14 protein-coding genes are annotated in these 17454 nt (G+C 50.9%); 8 read left to right on the plus strand and 6 right to left on the minus strand.

What is annotated here, in order from left to right; translation table 11 throughout:
* Positions 1-195 precede the first annotated feature (195 nt).
* The gene (locus tag H9I36_RS03895; protein ID WP_255422655.1) at positions 196-705 is read right to left on the minus strand and encodes an HD domain-containing protein; all 510 of its coding nucleotides are present in this window, start codon (positions 703-705) and stop codon (positions 196-198) included.
* A 2-nt stretch (positions 706-707) separates the two neighbouring features.
* The gene (locus H9I36_RS03900; RefSeq protein ID WP_187384073.1) at positions 708-1796 is read right to left on the minus strand and encodes a 30S ribosomal protein S1; all 1089 of its coding nucleotides are present in this window, start codon (positions 1794-1796) and stop codon (positions 708-710) included.
* Positions 1797-3022: 1226 nt separating this feature from the next.
* Between H9I36_RS03900 and H9I36_RS13025 the strand changes: the two genes are divergently transcribed.
* The 4 genes from H9I36_RS13025 to H9I36_RS03920 all read left to right on the plus strand — a co-directional run bounded on the left by H9I36_RS13025 (position 3023) and on the right by H9I36_RS03920 (position 7937).
* The gene (locus H9I36_RS13025) at positions 3023-4756 is read left to right on the plus strand and encodes a formylglycine-generating enzyme family protein (protein ID WP_370586947.1); all 1734 of its coding nucleotides are present in this window, start codon (positions 3023-3025) and stop codon (positions 4754-4756) included.
* Between the two features lie 198 nt (positions 4757-4954).
* Positions 4955-5770: a CheR family methyltransferase gene (locus tag H9I36_RS03910; RefSeq protein ID WP_187384074.1), complete on the plus strand. Its 816-nt coding sequence runs from the start codon at positions 4955-4957 to the stop codon at positions 5768-5770.
* A gap of 37 nt (positions 5771-5807) precedes the next feature.
* A complete protein-coding gene (locus tag H9I36_RS03915; RefSeq protein ID WP_187384075.1) occupies positions 5808-6992 on the plus strand; it encodes a protein-glutamate methylesterase/protein-glutamine glutaminase in 1185 nt (394 codons plus the stop codon).
* A gap of 78 nt (positions 6993-7070) precedes the next feature.
* Positions 7071-7937: an Rpn family recombination-promoting nuclease/putative transposase gene (locus H9I36_RS03920; RefSeq protein WP_187384076.1), complete on the plus strand. Its 867-nt coding sequence runs from the start codon at positions 7071-7073 to the stop codon at positions 7935-7937.
* A 53-nt stretch (positions 7938-7990) separates the two neighbouring features.
* Here H9I36_RS03920 and H9I36_RS03925 read toward each other — a convergent pair whose 3' ends face one another.
* The 4 genes from H9I36_RS03925 to H9I36_RS03940 all read right to left on the minus strand — a co-directional run bounded on the left by H9I36_RS03925 (position 7991) and on the right by H9I36_RS03940 (position 11973).
* Positions 7991-8407 carry a SoxR reducing system RseC family protein gene (locus H9I36_RS03925; protein ID WP_187384077.1) on the minus strand — a complete coding sequence of 139 codons (417 nt, stop codon included), beginning with the start codon at positions 8405-8407 and terminating at the stop codon, positions 7991-7993.
* Positions 8404-8940: a tetratricopeptide repeat protein gene (locus H9I36_RS03930; protein ID WP_187384078.1), complete on the minus strand. Its 537-nt coding sequence runs from the start codon at positions 8938-8940 to the stop codon at positions 8404-8406. Before H9I36_RS03930 ends, H9I36_RS03925 begins: the two co-directional genes overlap by 4 nt.
* A complete protein-coding gene (locus H9I36_RS03935) occupies positions 8933-10036 on the minus strand; it encodes an FPP/GGPP synthase family protein (protein WP_187384079.1) in 1104 nt (367 codons plus the stop codon). The genes H9I36_RS03930 and H9I36_RS03935 overlap by 8 nt, the downstream gene beginning before the upstream one ends.
* Before the next feature lie 197 nt (positions 10037-10233).
* Complete coding sequence (locus H9I36_RS03940; protein ID WP_187384080.1) at positions 10234-11973, minus strand: flavocytochrome c; 1740 nt, start codon at positions 11971-11973, stop codon at positions 10234-10236.
* A 577-nt stretch (positions 11974-12550) separates the two neighbouring features.
* Here H9I36_RS03940 and H9I36_RS03945 point away from each other — a divergent pair.
* Genes H9I36_RS03945 through H9I36_RS03960 form a run of 4 tightly spaced genes read left to right on the plus strand, consistent with a single transcriptional unit; the run spans position 12551 to position 17447 of the window.
* Entirely contained in the window at positions 12551-13906 is a 1356-nt protein-coding gene (locus tag H9I36_RS03945; protein WP_187384081.1) for a tetratricopeptide repeat protein, read from the plus strand.
* Positions 13907-13912: 6 nt separating this feature from the next.
* Positions 13913-14548 (plus strand): tetratricopeptide repeat protein, encoded by a 636-nt coding sequence (locus H9I36_RS03950; protein WP_187384082.1) that lies wholly within the window; start codon positions 13913-13915, stop codon positions 14546-14548.
* Entirely contained in the window at positions 14545-15969 is a 1425-nt protein-coding gene (locus H9I36_RS03955) for an Ig-like domain-containing domain (RefSeq protein ID WP_187384083.1), read from the plus strand. Before H9I36_RS03950 ends, H9I36_RS03955 begins: the two co-directional genes overlap by 4 nt.
* Positions 15942-17447, plus strand: coding sequence for an Ig-like domain-containing domain (locus H9I36_RS03960; RefSeq protein ID WP_187384084.1), 1506 nt, complete (start codon positions 15942-15944; stop codon positions 17445-17447). Before H9I36_RS03955 ends, H9I36_RS03960 begins: the two co-directional genes overlap by 28 nt.
* The last annotated feature ends 7 nt before the right edge of the window (positions 17448-17454 follow it).

A 17454-nucleotide genomic window follows, 5' to 3' on the forward strand; every position in this document is an offset into this window, starting at 1 on the left:
TGTTCGTGCAGTGCATCGAATAAAGCAGATCCGCTTCATGTGCGACTTGCATCGAGCATGGAGCGGTTTTCGCATCATCTGAAAAATTTTTTAAGGGGGAAAAGCCTTTCCCCTCGGTTCAGAGCTGCGCTCTTCACCCGACCCCTTTCGAGCGGGGGCAAACCTTTTTCGCTCGTGCCCCCGCAACGCCCCGCACTATCCGTACAATTCGTCGAGGAGCGCCTTTCCCGTTTCCGTGCGGAAAATCCTTTCGCGCACCGCTAACGCCTCGGCTCTCATCGCTTTATCATCCGAATCATTTTCATGGTGCTCGTATATGTTTACGAGAAAATCCGCTTCAACGAGAATTTGATAATCGATGCCGTCGATATTCGTATACGTGTGGTGAAGACTTACGAGCCGGCACACGCGCTCCGTTACCGCCGTATCGTAACCGAGCGCTTCGAGCATTTTTTTCGCTTCCGGCGGCCCCTCTATTTCCTGATAATGTCCGTGTCCGTTGCCGTATTTTTGCTCGGCAAGGTGAATGCCGATATCGTGCACGATAGCCGCCGTTTCCGTAATGTGCCGCAGCTCGTCGCCGACCTTTTCACCCGCACAGATCAGCTTCGCAAATTCATACACTTTCAAAAAATGGTGGATGCGTTTGGGATCCCCTCTGTCGTACGCGATCATCGCGTGCAAAAGTTCGTTATTATCGGACATCGCTATTTTTTCAAAAGAGATGCAAACGGATTGTAGCCCTCGCCGTCCGTCTGACCGGACATATAACGCGCCGTCGTTTTATCCTGCTCGACCGAAGTCGTCGGCGTAAGCGAAATGCGCCGTTCACGAGCGTTTACTTCTTTGACGAGTACCGACATCTTTTGTCCCTTCGAAAAGACTTTACTCAGATTCGTATGAGAGTCGACGCCGTCCATTTCCGATATATGCACGAGTCCGTCGACGCCCGGCTCGAGTTCGACGAAGACGCCGAAGGGAGCGACGCGCGAAACGGCACCCTCGTATTTCGATCCCGCGGTATATTTTTCCGCTGCGGTTTTCCACGGATCGGCGAGCAGCTCTTTTGCGCTCACCGAAACCCGCTCGTGCGCCCAGTCGGCTTTAATAATTTTTACGTCGAGCTTTTGCCCGACGTGCAAAACCGCGCTCACATCGTCCACGCGCGAAAGTGCGATTTCCGAAATCGGCAGGAGCGCTTCGAATCCGCCGATATCGACAAAGGCTCCGTACGTTTGCAGCGATACGACCGTCGCTTCGAGCGTCATGCCTTCTTTTAATTTTTCCTTCAGCATTTCGAGTTCGCGCTCGTGCGCTTCTTCCATGACGGCGCGGTTTGAAACGAGTATATCGCGTCCGTCGTTTTTGTATTCTTGAATTTTAAAAACAAGGTGCTTTCCGACAAACGACGCGGCATCTCCTTTTTGTCTCCAGCCCATTTGAGAATACGGACAAAAGGCGCGGCTCGTTCCGACCGTCACTTCGTAGCCGCCTTTGATCTCTTTGTCCACGTGCCCTTCGACGGGGATGCCGTTTTTATACGCGTTTTCGAGGATCGATTTATCCGCTTTACCGCCGGAAATCTTCGTCGTAAAGCGCGATTCTCCGTTTTCGTTTCCGATAAAATATACGTCGAGCACATCGCCTTGACGTACCGAACAGATACCGTTTTCATCGGTAAACTCCGCCGCGTCGAGTACGCCTTCGCTTTTTGCGTTCAAATCGAGAAAAATCGTACCGGCGGAAACCGCGACGACTTTGAGAGAAACCCTCTCTCCCATATCAAATTTTTTCATACAAGCCTCATACTTCGAACGCGATTATAGCGCATTCCGCGGATGAACGCAAACCGCAAACAAACGCAAACCGCCGCATTGACACCGCCAAGACAACTGCAGGAACAGGTCTTCCCGTTGAAGAAATCGAAAAGCTTTAGAAAGTGCAGTAATCAATGATTAATGTGTAATTGGTAATGGGTAATTGATAATTTCCAAGATAATTACAAATTACCCATTACAAATTACCAATTAAAAACTTTCCCCGAAACGTTGAAATTTGCAGAAAAGCAGGTTATAATACATATATCAGTCATCTTAAGTCAGTCCCGCAATTTCTTATGACGAGGGACTTATGTCCGGTACAACCGGTACAGCTTTTATATCTCCTGCTCAAAAGTACACTCAGGTACTTGACAAAGCTGTCGCGCGGTACATAATCGTTCGTTCGTTCGTTCGTTCGTTCGTTCGTTCGTTCGTTCGTTCGTTCGTTCGTTCGTTCGTTCGTTCGTTCGTTCGCTCGTTCGCTCGTTCGCTCGTTCGCTCGTTCGCTCGTTCGCATAACTCATGCCTATAGCATAATATCCTCAAATATAGCTAAAAAACGCCGGCGACAAGAACCCTGTGTGCAAAAAGGCTTCCGCGCTTCGCTTGTGCAGAATTTTTTGCCCACAGGAACCTTGTCGCCGTTATTATTTTCCTCTCTGAAACGTTATATAGCAGCATGTGTTCCGCTTTACATGACGGAACGGACGACGGCAAATACGCACAGTATCTTTTCTCACACCACACGCACAAAGGACGTATTGTCCCTGTGCGTTTTTTTATTTTTGAAAGTTCTACGGATTGGAACAGGTCAATCCAAACAAAACCCCGGATTTTGACCCCACGGGGTTTTTAGGGAATTGCAAGCAAGGCGTAGCAATTCTGAGCCCCTAAACAGTGCGGGAAAAAGAGGGGGTTATAGGGGAGAAAAAACCCTGCTCTGAACGGGGTGTTTTCTCCCCCTAAAGTAAGGAGGTTTTCAGATGAAAACAAGTAATGCAAAGACTAAGGCTTATGCCTTTAGAGGAGGGGCGGCGCTCATCACAGTTGCAACTTTAATACTGGCACTGCTGTTTACAGCCTGCCCGAATGCAGCGAGCGGTTCCGGAAGCGGAGGAGGCGGCGGCAATTCCGGCGGAGGCGGGGGAACACCCGTACCGTCTGCCGATAAAACCTACACGGCTGGCGGCGTAAGCTTTACGATGAAAAGCATCGCTGCCGTAACGGACGGAACCGTGGGTTACACAGGTATAACCGATAACCAACCGCACACGGTAAGCCTTACCGCGTACTTGATAGGTGAGACCGAAGTAACGCAGGAGCTGTGGCAAGCGGTGATGAGCACTAATCCGAGCGGTTTTAACGGCAGTCCTGACGGAACGGAAGTACAGGAAAAGCGTCCTGTAGAAAATATAAACTGGTTTAAATGTATAGCGTTCTGCAATGAATTGACCAAAAAGGTAGCGGAATTGGGAGAAAGCCAGTGCGTGTACACGGTTGAGGGACATCCTTACGGCGAGGCCGACGCAACAGCGAAAAAAATACCTGTCATGGACATGAGTAAAAAAGGATTCCGCCTGCCCACCGAAGCCGAATGGGAATGGGCAGCCAAAGGCGGTACGGATGACAAATGGGCGGGAACGAATGTTGAAAGCGAGCTGGTAAACTATGCGTGGTACAACCATACTGGCGAAGGAAATGCCAACGGTAAAACCCACGAAGTAAAGAAAAAGCAGCCGAACGGCTACGGACTTTACGACATGAGCGGCAACGTATGGGAATGGTGCTGGGACCGGTACAGCTTAGCTACGCCTACCGGCGGGCAGGATCCGATCGGCGCCGATTCCGGTACTAAACGTGTCCGGCACGGAGGCTGCTGGGCCAACCCGGCGATCGGTCTTGCTCGTACTTATCGGATGGGCGGCGATTCCGACAGCAGTTACAACTCCGTCGGCTTGCGCGTGGCTTTGCGCCCGGAAAGCGGAGGCGGAACGCCGCCTGCACCGCCTGAAATCGTATACGAGTTTGTAGACATTCAAGGGGCAACCATTACGGGCGTTGACCCTGACTACACCTTACCCGGAACTGGGGCTCATTGGAAAGGTGTATTTATTAAAGACCGGAAGGTAAAATTAAGCCCCTACAAGCTCGGCAAAACAGAGGTAACGTATAAACTGTGGAAAGAAGTCTACGACGAGGCGGTAAAACCTGAACATGGGTATGTATTTGCCAATGCGGGGCAAAAAGGCAGTTCCGGTTCCGGAACGGATGATGAGCCTGTAACGACTATAAGCTGGCGGGACTGCATTGTGTGGTGTAATGCGTATACTCAAATAAAGCTGGGCTCCGATGAGCAATGCGTATACCGCAAAAGCAAAACCGATTCTACCGTATTAAAAAATGCGACTGATACAGCTGCTTGCGATACCGCTTATGCCGATATGAGTAAAAAAGGCTTTAGACTTCCTACTGAAGCCGAGTGGGAATATGCAGCCCGTTGGCAGGGAAGCAACAACACAAATGCGGCACAATACGGCGATGTACGGCTTACCAAACTGAACAGTGCAAGCGGAGCGAAAGACAAGTGGGATACGGCCGAAACAGGAGAAGTTGCATGGTATAGAGATAATGCGGGAGGAAAAACGCATCCTGTCGGAAAAAAGCGGGCGAATGCACTCGGTTTACACGATATGAGCGGAAATGTCTGGGAATGGTGTTTTGATAGGCATGATAATAACCCTGCATCAAACGATGCTGCTTATACAGAGGCCGGTATTGTTACCGATCCTCAAGGTGCCGCGTCAGGCTCTAGCCGCGTCAGGCGCGGCGGCAGTTGGGGCTACAACGCGTACGACTGCACTGGGGGCAAGCGGGACTACTTCAGTCCTGGCATCACGGACGGCAATCTTGGTTTCCGCCTGGCTTGGTGCCCTTGAGTTCAATGGGTAATGGCTAGTGGGTAATTGGTAATTTTCCAATTACCAATTACAAATTATAAAACCGTCTTGAGTGCGGGGAAAGCTCCGGCTCGGGGCGGTTTTTTTGCGTGCGGGCACTTTGAGCGAACGACGCACAAAAATATGCCCTTCAATTATTACTAGCTATAAACCGAAAAATGCTGTACAATAATAAGTATGTCGGATTTATTGAGTGATGCGGAATTTGAAATGTTTCGCAAGGTTATCTATGATGAAAGCGGTATCACATTTTCGGGGACGAACCGTTCCGTTTTAGACAGCCGTATTAGAGAACTCCTGCGCCAAAAAAAAGTCGATTCGGCAGCAAAATATTATGCGTTGATTTTGCAGGATAAAGAAGAGATGAAAGAGATGCTCGATTCGGTTACGACGAATCTGACGCATTTTTTTCGGACGCAGCCGCATTTCGATGCGCTTATCAATTATGTCGTACCGCATCTCATCGATTATAAAAAGCAGCATCATTCCGATGTGATCCGCGTGTGGAGTGCAGGCTGTTCTACGGGCGAAGAACCGTATACGATCGCGATGATTTTAAAAACGATTTTGCCGCCGCCGTTTACGTTCAAGATCACCGCATCCGACATTTCCCTCAAATCGCTTATGGTCGGAAGACTCGGTTTTTATGCGGACAACCGTGTGGAAGGAGTACCTCCCGACTATCTTGCAAAATATTTTACGAAGTCGTCGGGCGGCTACCAAGTCAATCGGGACATCATGGACACTATCAATTTCGATTATCACAATCTCAGCCACGATTCCGGAAAACGCGATTTCGACATCATATTCTGCCGCAATGTCATTATCTATTTCGATGAGGCGGCACAGGCGGCTGTCGTCCAGCGGTTTTGGGACGCGATGGCACCGCATTCGTATCTGTTTATCGGGCATTCGGAATCGCTGTTCGGCATGAAAACGAAATTCGAATTTTTAAAAACGGAATGGGCGTGCCTGTATCAAAAGATGGAATAACGCTGAATAATAAAATACATACGATAGGAAAACGATTATGGACAACATTGAAGTTCTTATTTGTGACGACTCCGCGCTGATGCGCAATTTGGTGACACGTATCGTTGAGGGAACCGAAGGCTTGCACGTCGCAGCAACGGCGATGAACGGACAATTCGCTCTCGATAAAATCCCCCTCGTAAAACCGGATGTCATCGTTCTCGATATAGAAATGCCGGTGATGAACGGCACCGAATTTTTAAAAGAACGCAAAAAGCGCGGCTGGGATATTCCGGTTATCATTTTATCGAGTGTCGCGACGGAGGGAGCGGCGGTCACGATGGAATGCCTTGAACTCGGCGCAAGTGATTTTATCACAAAGCCCGGCGGTTCGATTTCGACGGATTTGACGGAGGTGTCGGAACACCTTGTCGAGCTGCTCGCTTCTTACGGCTATGCATATGCCCATGCGCACGGGAAAAAGACACACGATCCCGATTATTTTTCACACCAGTTGAAGATGCGCGACGCCGAGCGCTTTGTCGCCGAAAAGAAAGGCATCGCTCCGGCAAAAAATCCCGCGATCGCACCGACGCTGTGGAACCAAAATGCTGAAAAAAACAAGGAACCCGCCGTCGTTACACCGATCCGCGAAGGCGGCCGTATCGAAGTCGTTGCCATCGGAATTTCCACCGGCGGTCCGAACGCGCTCCGCGACGTTTTTAAAGACATCGACGTACGCTTTCCGCTGCCGATCCTCGTCGTCCAGCACATGCCGGCGGGCTTTACCGCGGAGTTTGCAAACAGCCTCGACCGCATCTGTCCGCTCGACGTTACGGAAGCGAAGGACGGAGAAGCCATCGTACCCGCGCACATTTACATCGCCCCGGGCAATTACCATATCTATGTCGTACGGCAGGGTGCCGGTCTTGTTATCAAGCTTTCTCAGGATCCGCCCCGTAACGGACATCGTCCTTCGGCGGATTACCTCTTCGAATCGGTCGCAAAGATTTATCAAAATCATGCGCTCGGTGTCATCATGACCGGCATGGGAAGGGACGGAGCGGCTCAGCTTGCGGAGATGCGAAAGCAGGGGGCGTGGACGCTCGGACAGGACGAAGAGTCGTCGATCGTCTACGGTATGCCGAAAGTCGCATGGGAATTGGGCGGCGTTCAGGAACAGGTGCCTCTCGACCGCATGGCGGCGAAGATAAACGAACTCGTTCGCGATCACTCGAAGTAAAAAAGAAGCGGTAAATTTTTCTTTCACGAAAAACTCCGAAAACGTAAAACCTCCGCGATATATATAGCGGAGGTTTTTATGGTAAAACATAATCGCCGTTATAAAGATTCGGTCTTCGTCGATTTCTTCGGTGAAGACAAAAACGCAAAAGAAAACTTTTTATCTCTGTATAACGCACTGCACGGTACACACCTCGACTGTTCTGCGGAGCTCAAACGGTTGCGCTTGGAGCAAGTGATGTACATGACCTTCTACAACGATGTCGCCCGTCTCGTCGATGATAAAATTATCATCTTAGTCGAACACCAATCAACGATAAATCGAAATATGCCTCTTCGCTGTCTGCAGTACGTTGTACGTTTGTATGAACAAATCCAAGACCCTCGTGCAAAGTATTACCGAACATTACAAAAGATTCCGACACCCGAATTCTACGTGTTCTACAACGGCAAAGAAGAGTATTCTGAAAATGTAACGCTTCGGCTCTCCGACGCCTTTATGACAGCCCCCGTAAGACCGAATCTCGAACTTATTGTCAGCGTGATGAATATCAATTATAATAAAAGCAGCCGATTGCTGGACGCTTGTAAACCGCTAAAAGAGTACACTCTGTTCATTGACGCCGTGCGCAGGCACACGAAGCTCGATCCCGAAAACGGGTTTAAGAATGCCGTCAAAAAGTGCATACAAAACGATATATTGCGCGAATATTTGCAAAGGAAAAGCAGGGAGGTAATAAACATGTTATTGAGCGAATATGATTACGATGTCGATATTGCCGTGCAGCGGGAAGAAGAACGGGCACTTGCGCTGCAGGAAGGCGAAGCGAGAGGTTCACATCAAAAGGCGCTCGAAGATGCGCAGAACTTCAAGCGGCTCGGTGTTTCCATAAGCATTATCACCGAAGCCACCGGCCTCACAAAAGAGGAAGTCGAAAAGCTGTAAATCGACACGCAGGCGGGGGTATATTCCGCATAGGCAGGGGACTTTTGCCCTGCTTATCGATATACGTCCGCGATATCGAGTTTTTCGGGATTCCGCTTTTTTTTCGCAACGAGCATGACGGCACCCCCGGCGGCAAAGAAGAAAACCAGCACGCACAGCGCACGCAACTGTTCAGTCACCGTTACATTGAAGACGGCTCCGATGGGAGATGCGGCAAAAAATCCTAAAACGGCGGCGAGCACGGGAAGAACGAGCGAAAAAAAGCTTTGCCGCGCTTCGTCTTTTGCGGATAACGCGATGCGCACTTTTTGACCGGGCTTTACGTCGAAGCGTTTGGTATTTGCTACGGTAATGTGCAGCGCGCACGATTTACAGTTTGCGTGGCAGGTTGCGCACGCGCTGCCGTTTTCCGCAGGCGTTACGGTAACGGTATTCGAATCGGCTGAAGTGACGATGTACTGTGTATTCATTTCGGCGCTCCGTGTTTTTCGATCTCTTTCATCCGCCTCGAACATTCCCGTTCGCCTTTTTCGTTTCCGAGTTCTTTATACGTGTCGCGGAGATTGAAAAGCGCGTCGTAATAATAGGGATTAAGCGAGACCGCGTGTTCGAACGAATCGCAGGCTGCAGTAAGCATTTGCCGGTTGAAGTAGATGACGCCGAGCGTGTTCCAAAGGTGCGGATTTTCCGGATTATACGCAAGCCCCTCTTCGCAATAATAGAGCGCAGCGGCAAAATCGCCGAGTCCGAAACACACAAGCGAAAGCGCTTCGACAATCTCTTCGTCGGTGCAGTTTTGCGCATAAGCTTTTGTGAGCGCACCGCGCGAATATATCAAATTGCCCGCATCGCGGTAGGTAATACCGAGATTGAACCACAAAAGCGAATTGTCGTTTTCTATCGTAAGGGCGCGGACAAAGCATGCGATCGCTTCGGTGTAGTCTCCGTGCGAAGCGAGGATGATCGCCTGATTGTTGAGCTTTTCCGCCGTTTCATTAAGCATGCACTTTCTCCCGTACATAATCCGCTTCCTGTTTTGTTATCATTGAAGCGAATAAATCGATGATCAGCTGCGGCGTTTCGGCTTCGCTCGATGCGCCGTAAAGCGCGGCAAGTTCGGCGCTCTTTTCTCGAACAAGAGTTTTTCCTTTTTCAAACGCTTTTTCGACGGCGCCGCTTTGCTCGAAAAGAGAAATGCACGCTTCAACTGCCGGCGAATCGATGCCGCCGTCGTGTGCTTCGGCAAAAAATCGTGCGATGCGCGCTTTGTCTTCGGGGTGCGCTTCTATGTGCAGCAGCACCGGCAGACTTTTTTTTCCTTCGACGATGTCGTCCCCCCGCTTTTTACCCGGGTTCCCCGTCGTGAGATTTTGCACATCGTCGAGTATTTGAAAGGCCTCTCCGATTTCGGCGGCCGTCTTTCCGGCGCGCTCGATCTCTTCGTCCGTGCCGCCGCCTGCAAGCGTACCGATTTTCGCCGCGAGAGACGCGAGCGTTCCGGTTTTGTTTTGCACCATCGCCGAATACTCTTCGATCGACGGAAAGAGCTCCCGATTTTTGTGCCACAGAATATCCGCTGCCTGCCCGAGGTGGAGGCGGCGTACTTCGTTCGCATAAAGCGCGTAGAGTTGCGCCTTTACTTCGGGAGAAGCGGCAAGGCGATCGATCGACACGCTCGCTTCGAAATAAAGCCAGGATGCCGCATTGAGTGCAGCATCGACACCGTATGTGATGTGAGCCGCAGGTTTTCCGCGCCGCGTATCGGACGAGTCTTCGATATCGTCGTGGATGAGACTCGCCGTATGCACGAATTCGACAAGCGGCGCAAGCGAATACGTTTCGTCTTCGGTGAGAATAGCGCGGCTGCCGTAAAAAGCGCGCGCGTTTTCGGCGCACAGCACGAGCAAAAGCGGCCGCCAGCGTTTTCCTCCGAGCTTGATGAGGCTTTTGCACGGCTCAGTGAGGCAGGTGATATGTGTGTCCCGTACATCATTTGAAAGCGCACCGAAAGAAACAAGCTTCCACGCCGCATCCGATGCGAGCGCGTTTTCGAGAAAGGTTTCGATCCGTGCAAGACGTGAAGAAAATACGCTGTCCATATTATATAATATACAATTATACCGCCGCAAAATCAATTCGTCTTTATAAACAAAAAACCGAAACCGCGCCGATGCACGAATCGTGCCGACCGTCGATTTCGGTTTTATTAATTTTCGCATCGGCAGGCGCGCAAACGGAGGAACACCCGCCGCACGCCTTTTACCGAGCGATGTTTTAAATCGCGATATACTCGCGTTTATTTTTTAATATAATCGCAGGCCGCGTCTCCGGCGATTTTGCCGAACACTTCGATATCCGCGACCGCGTTGCCGCCCAAACGGTTCGCACCGTGAACGCCGCCGGTCACTTCTCCCGCCGCAAAGAGGCCGGGAATCACATTTCCTTTCGTGTTGAGCACTTCCGTCTTCGTATCGATTTTGATGCCGCCCATCGTGTGGTGTACGGCAGGTCCGATTTCGATCGCGTAGTACGGTCCCTTCGTCAGATCGCGCTCCAAGCCGTTCGGGTTGCGGTTGAAGTCGGCGTCTTTTTTGTTGTGCACATAATCGGCATAGGTTTTCAGCGTCTTTTCAAATTCGGCCGCAGGTATGCCGAGCTTTTGCGCAAGTTCCGCGGGCGTTGCGGCTTCGGTCAGCAAACCTTTTTTCGCATAACCTTCGATCGCTTTCAGAGAAGCGCGCACATCCTGATCGAAGACGAGGAAAGCCGTTTTGTTCGGCTCTTTTAAAATCGCGGCTGACACGACATCGCGCGTTTCCATTTCGTTGATAAAGCGTTTGCCCGTTCGGCTTACGAGGATCGCACCGTTGCCGCGCACCGCTTCCGTGATCATGATACCCTTGCCGGGGACGACCGTCGGATGCGTTTGAATCTGCTCCATCTGCGTAAGAGCACCGTCGAATTTTTTAATCCATTCGAACGCATCGCCCGTTGCACCCGGATGATTCGTCGTACCGAATCCCGCAAGCTTCGGATTATATTTTACGACCATGTCGGAATTCGCACCGAAACCGCCGGTCGCGATGATGATCGCTTTCGCTTTGATTTTATAATCGCCGTTCGGAGACGTAACGGTAACACCTGCGGGTTTTCCGTTTTCCGCAAAGATGTCGGTCACTTTATTGTTGAGGCGGACATCCGCGCCCTGTTTTTGCGCAGCTGCATATAAAAGCGGAACGAGGTGAGCGCCGATCGCAGCTCCTCCCTGCGGACGGTGAATACGCTTGTTCGTCGCGCCGCCGAAAAGACCGACGTCGCTCAGATCCGCACCGACGATATCCGACTGCAGCCACTCTACGATCGCAGCCGAGTTGTCGACGAGCGTATGGACGAGCGCGGGGTCGTTGAGATTTTTTCCGCCCTTCATCGTATCTTCGAAAAACTGCTCTTTCGAATCTTTAATGCCGAGCTTCTCCTGCTCTTTCGTATATGCGGCGTTCAAACCGCCGGTCGCGCTGTTCGTATTGCCGCCGACGATACCCATCTTTTCAAGGACGATAACTTTCGCGCCGCGGTTCGCAGCTTCCGTTGCCGCCGTAAGACCCGCGCCGCCTGCACCGATAACGACGATATCGCACGACGTATCCGTCGCTTTTGCCGCAGCCGTCGTTTCTCCCTTCGACGCTTTGACCGCAGCCTGCAGCGCCGCCATCGTCGCGTTCGACGTGATCGTCGCACCCGACATGGTATCGAGTCCTTCGACCGACTGCTTTGCAACCGCCTGATCGATGACGAACTGTTCCGCAGGCTGTGCAAAACCGGTTTCCGATTCTTTCGTCACCTTTGCGCCGGTGATTTTGCCGCCCTTTACGGACAGGATCAATTCGATCGGTCCGTTGCGTCCTTCACCTTTTCCCGGCCATTCGCCGTCGACAAATTTTCCCTTTGATTTGCCTTTGGCACTCATCGCGATCGCCGCCGTCGCAGCAATGACAAACATACCGATCGCAATGCCGATAGCTTTTTTAGATTTCATATACGCTCCTCTTGCGCATGTGCGCATAATTATAGATCCGGCTTTTCAATTAATAAGAATATAACAAATTTTCATACACAGTGCAATATTCAAAAAATCGGTCGTAAAAGGGAGGTCGTAAAGCGATATCGGAAAAACAGTCTTTCGGGCGTGCCCCTCGCTCCGCTCGGGTCGGGCTTTCCGGCGTTCCGCTGCCGCTCCATTCCTCTTCTCGCGTACCGCTCGATTCGGAACGGCTCCGCCGCGCCTCCAATCCCTCACGCAAGAAGCGCACGCGATTCCTTATAAATGTAGAGAAGGAGTGTCTTCGTACCGTTGAATTGATCAACTTTGTAAACCTCCTAAATCGACAAATACTTTTCCCCATAGTTTTCATATATTTAAAACCCGCCATCATTTTCTCAAAAAAATATTTTTAAATCCGCGTAAAAAATGCATTTGCACGCGATATATAGACTGAACGATATGCTTTTCGAATTTGCACGGTGAGGATATCTTCGAATTGCAAAGCCGTGCGACCAGTACGCGGGACGCGCCGTATCGGGCGAAACGCGGGGCATTTCGGTTGAGGTGCAGTATGAAAAAATTAATAATCTTTTTGCCGTTTTTTGCAGCGCTTGTAAGCGGTTGTCCGGCAAAAAAAATCGACGTTTATGCGGCGATTAAAAATTCCGGTTTGGCGGGAAGCGCGCTGTATGAAAAACTCGTCGCGTTTGAAAAAGAGCATCCCGAACACTTCGAGTCGAAGCTCGATTTGGGCTCGTATTGCTTTGTGTCCGAAAACTACGGAGAGGCATGGAAATATTTATTAAAAGCGGAATCGCTGCTTGCGTCCGTAAAGGGCGTTTCGGCGCAGCACAAAGCGCTGCTGTGCGCACTGCTTTCGGGCTTGTATGCAGCTGACGGCGACGAAGAGCGCGCAGCGGATTATGCGAAAAAAGCCTACGAAACGCCCGAGTGCGGTGCGGAATACGGATATCTGTATGCAAAGATACGGCTTTTGCGGGACGACAAAAGCGAAGCGCTCGCCCTCTTCGATAAAACTTACGCGCTCTATCCCGAACGTATTGCAGCTGACGAACTGCGCGCGTACATGTATCTCCTCGCCGATGCGGGACAGTTTCAAAAATGCAGCGGATTGCTCGAACCTTATTTTGAAACCGGCGGATTTTTTCCGGGGTTCGGCGTATTCGCGTCGGGCGTGTATGAAAAAATCGGCGATACCGAAAAAGCGGTGTTGTGCGCTTTTCTCGATTACGAATACGCGGCCGGCGGCAAAGAAAAAGACGATGCGTTTTTAACAAATCTGCAATCGGTTGAAGCTCTGCTTCCCGAAGGCGGCGATTCTGCGGCTTTGGAAAGCATCAGAGCTTTATTCGATATGAAGCGTGAAGTGCCGGAGACTTCTTCATTTTTCGTTTCCGACTATATTCGGCTCAAAGCGAAACTGCTTCGCGGCGATATTTCGTCCGGCGATCTTTCATCTCTTTTGCAGCTCGAAAAATATTTTTCACGCTTTCCTTCGTACTATTGGTCGGTGTGGCTTGCCGTCCGCGCGCTACAGCGGGACGGATTAAACGATTGGATCCCCGTACTCGAAAAGACCATCGCGCTCGCTCCTTCGTCTTCTTACGCATCGCGCGCAAAAATCGAGTTGGCGTCCTGCATCGGTTTACCGGCAAGTGCCGCCGAAAGCGTGCTTGTTCCGACGGAAGTGAAAGCCGCGATCGACGGCTTTATGTCGAGCGGAGACGATGAAAAACTTTCGCCGCTCTACGCCTTGTTAAATCTTCCCGACTGCGCATACGTGTATGCAGGCGTAGACATGGCAAAGCGTTCGGCCGAAGATCCGATCGTCCGCGCCGCATTTACGAAAAAAAAGCTTCGGGCTGCCGGAAGATTACAGGACCGGCTCGCATTTATTTTATCGTGAGGCACTATGCGCTGCGGTTTTATATTGCTTTTGTTGAGTACCGGTTTCCTCGCTCTTTCCTGCAGTGATCCCGCGGCGGCGGAGCTGCTGTATGCGCGTGCGTCGGATGCGTACATACGCGAAGATTTTTCGAATGCGCTTTCGCTTGCGGATGAAGCGATCCGTACCGACGGCAATTTTTTCCAAGCGCGCCTCCTCAAAGCGAAGCTGTTGATCTTTACGGAAAAGACCGGAGAAGCGGAAAAGATTTTGCGCGCGCTGTGCAAACGCTATCCCGAATTTACCGAAGCGCGGCTGTGGTATGTACGCGCTTTGATTATGACGGAGCGATACGATAAGGCGGAAACGCTGCTCGAACGGGAACTCGCGCTCAATCAAACGGATTGGAGATTTTATTATCAATATGCGCTTTTGGCGCAAAAACAAAACGCGGTCGATAAGCGTCTCGCGCTGTGCAGAAAGGCGGAACAGGCGCTCTGCGAGAGCGAAAAAGTGTACATCGAAACGGCGGATATATGGCTCACGCTCGGCGTCCGATCGAATGCGCTCGATGCACTCGATAAAGCCTATGCCGTTTCCGCGCATCCCGATGCGGTTGCGGAAATAATATATTTTGTTAAGCGGGGGGATGACATACGATGAAACGCATAGCGGGCGCTTTGATATCGATATCGCTTTTCTTTTCGTGCAATGTGATTTCGTTCGACGAATATGAAGTCACCTGCAGTCAAAGTCCCGCGGAAAAATACTTTGACGGCGAGCACATCGGTTTTTCGTTCAACTGCGATGTCGTCCGTCATTATGCCGAGCAAGCACTGACGATAAAATCGGGTACGCATCAGTACGAAGCCGAATATGCGTGGAACGGGCGGTCGCTGTACGTAAAGCCCTCAGGCGGATGGGTTTATGGAAAGCCGTATCAGGTAAGTATCGACGGTCTCATGCATACGGAAAATGATGCGACCTTTCACGCATATACGATATGCACGTTTATATACGGCAACGAAGTTGAACGGTTTTATGCGCTTGCGCTTCCCGAAAAACGCATCGGCGCCGATGTACGGCAAAAGCTCGTGTTTTCATTTAATAAAAAAATCGAAGCGGCACGATTTGAAAAAGCCTTTTCGATTTTGCCGTCGGCGGAATATTCAATCGCACTTTCGGAAGACAAGCGGACGATTACCGTTTCGCCGTCTCCGAAGTGGAAGCTGAACACGACCTATGCGTGGACGGTACAACCGTTTTTGTCGTCTGACGGCCGGGAAATCCAGGATCTGCTTTCAAATACATTTTCTACGACAGAAGATGCCGAAAGTCCCGTGCTCGTGAGCCTCTGTCCCGTAACCGATACGTCGCCCGATGCGCACTGGCTCACCGATATCGCGCTCGATAAAAATATTTCCGGAAAGCAGCCGATCGGTTTTGTGTTTTCAAAGCCGATGGATTTCGATTCGGTAAAAGACGCCGTTTCGATTTCGCCTTCGCTGCCCGGCTATATGGTGCCGAGCGGCGACGAGGGTACGCGCTTTTTATTTGTACCGGAAGAATACTACAAACTCGCGACCGAATATACGCTCGGCATTGCCGTATCGGTTACAGATGAAAACGATACGCCGCTTTTCGAAAAAATCGTGACCCGCTTTTACGCTGCAGATGCATGGCTTTCGGTTACTGGCCTATCGCTCGACGCCGACGACGTTTCCGATTTGTCGGCACCGTGCATAGAACACAGGCTGCATAAAAATGCAGACGGCAACTACGAATTGACCGCGCGGATTTTATTTTCGCATGCGATCGCCGACCGCTCACTTACCGTCGCATCGAACGCGGTGACAGCTTCGCTTCTTTTTCCGCTTACGTCGGCAAGTCCCGTAAAGACGGGCGTCTTTTGGAACGAAGAGAAAACGCGGCTTACGATAACGTGGACGCGCTTTACGGTAAGTACGGACGATGTCTCCTCGTATTACCGTTTGAAAATCGCGGGAGGACCTGCGGGGATAAACGACGGGGAGGGAAGCTATATGGAGAAAGACCTATGTATAACCGTTTTGGCAAAACAATGATCTGTGTCTTAATAATTTTTTGCCTCTTGTATGTCGGCTGCGCTTCCGAGCTGTTCTCCGAAATGAGCGTCGATTCGTGTACGTGGGATGACGACGGCGTTTCGATCGCCTTTTCGCTTGAGCCCGATATGATGTCGGTTGAAAAAGCGTTTACGCTGACCGAAGACGATCATCCCGCATCGGGCATTTTTTCGTGCAGCGGAAGACAGGTGCGTTTTCTCCCGACCGGCGGCATCAAAAAAAATTACGATTACGTCGTCACCGTCTCATCGTCCGCCGAAAGCAAAAGCGGATATTCGCTTACAGGCGATTACTGCAAAACGTTTTCGACGCGGGGTGACAAAGTACGGCCGGAAATAGTTTCCGTCGTACCGCAAAACGGCAGCGCCGTCGATGAAGCGTCCGCCATAACGATTCGCTTTTCCGAACCGGTTACGCGCGAATCTTTCGAAGCCGCCGTTTCCGTCAGTCCGCCTTTTTCGTATGCGCGCGTTTTTTCAGACGGAGACCGAACCGTCCGCATCGTGCCGATGGAAAACCTCAAAGCGAATACGCTGTATAAAATCACGCTGTCCGAAAGCCTCGAAGATTATGCGCGGAACGCGCTCGCAAAAGAATATCTTTCGTCGTTTTATTATCGATACGATACGGAAACGCCGGAATGTACGTTTATTATTAAAAATAAAAACGGCTTTCAAACCGCGGCGGAAAACGGCAAAAGCTATCAAGCCGTTCCGAAAGACTGCGCTGTCGATATCGATTTTTCAAAAGAGATGAATATCGATACGTTGTCGTCATATATCTCCGTCGTGCCGACGATATCGTATTCGGTAAAGACAAATGCGCTCGATAAAACGCATGCATCGCTCATCTTCGACGCGCCGGCGTGGGGAAAGACGTACACGTTTCGACTGCGCAAAGGCGTGCAGTCCGTGGCGGGAAACGGGACTGAACGCGATACGGTATTCGATATCCGCTTCGACGCCGAAAGTGACAGACCGGTCGAATTTGTTAAAGCTTTTTTGCAGACGGGCGAGTGGCGCGAAGGAAATCTTTCCGACGGCGTAAACTATAAGACGATAGCGGCGGAAACGAATTTTTCGGCGCTGCTTTTCGATCCGGTGTTTTTCCCGCCTTCATCCGATACCGCTGCCGCGCTCTATCTCGTGTTTGCCGTTTCGCGAGAGGCGGCAGGGTTGGATATTTTTTCGCTCTTCGATGCTCTTACGTTTTCGGCGACAAACGGATGCTGCTCCATCGTGATAAAAACGCTTTTTGCCGTACCGCCGGAAGACTGTACGGCTTTTCCGCTTAACGAAATGATCGTACCCGAAGAGGGTATGTGGACCGTGCGAGCGGGGCTCGAAATTACGAATAACAGCAATCCGGGCATCGTGACGATGACGGTCGGAGACGGAGTAAAAGATTCGCTCGGAAATGCGATTCGATCGAAAAACGTTTTTACGTTTACGAAATGATGAGGAT

Origin of the sequence: Treponema sp. Marseille-Q4130, assembly GCF_014334325.1 — a bacterium.
In the GTDB taxonomy this organism is placed as follows: domain Bacteria; phylum Spirochaetota; class Spirochaetia; order Treponematales; family Treponemataceae; genus Treponema_D.